Source organism: Bizionia argentinensis JUB59, from assembly GCF_000224335.1.
Taxonomy (GTDB): domain Bacteria; phylum Bacteroidota; class Bacteroidia; order Flavobacteriales; family Flavobacteriaceae; genus Algorimicrobium; species Algorimicrobium argentinense.
The window spans coordinates 1-527 of record NZ_AFXZ01000010.1 but is presented as its reverse complement, the minus strand read 5'-3'; the positions used below and the strand labels follow the sequence as shown (position 1 = coordinate 527).

Annotated in this window: 1 protein-coding gene; it reads right to left on the bottom strand. The window is 24.7% G+C overall.

The genetic code is table 11. From position 1 onward, the window contains the following. Nucleotides 1–142: 142 nt before the first annotated feature. Nucleotides 143–448, bottom strand: a complete 306-nt coding sequence (locus BZARG_RS04230; protein ID WP_008635755.1) for a hypothetical protein — start codon at nt 446–448, stop codon at nt 143–145. Nucleotides 449–527: the final 79 nt, after the last annotated feature.

Genomic DNA, 527 nt, shown 5'->3' with positions numbered 1-527 from the left:
TTGTAAGTAGTAGTTTTTTATTCAACCACTTTCTAAATTCCGTTTGAGTAAATTATTCCACTTTAGATTCCGAAATTTTGCTAAAAATCTGTTTCAAATTCTATTCAAATTAACTTTAGGACAATTCATTCAGGCTTTATATTTAAATCAGATTATTTATGTTCGTTGTTATTCGGTTTATAGTCAAATCAAATTCCTCTTGTAAATCGCCAGTATCAAATAAGACAAACGTATCGTATTTCAAAGAAATTTCAGTTCCATTATTATTAAAAGAAATAGATAATTCTTTTGGAAATTTTTCGCCAGAAGTAGTAAATTCTGTTCCTGATTTTCTCAAAACTAATTTCTCATCATTTTCCGTGTGAATAAAATAACCATATCTAATGAAAAAATTAATGCACTTTTCCTTATTTAATATTTGTTCTAATTTTGTTGTTTTTGCTTTCATATTTTAGTTTTTCATTTATGATTTGTTAATTTTTTTTAATTTGAACTGTTCGTCTTTGAGTTTTTTTTCTATTACTTAC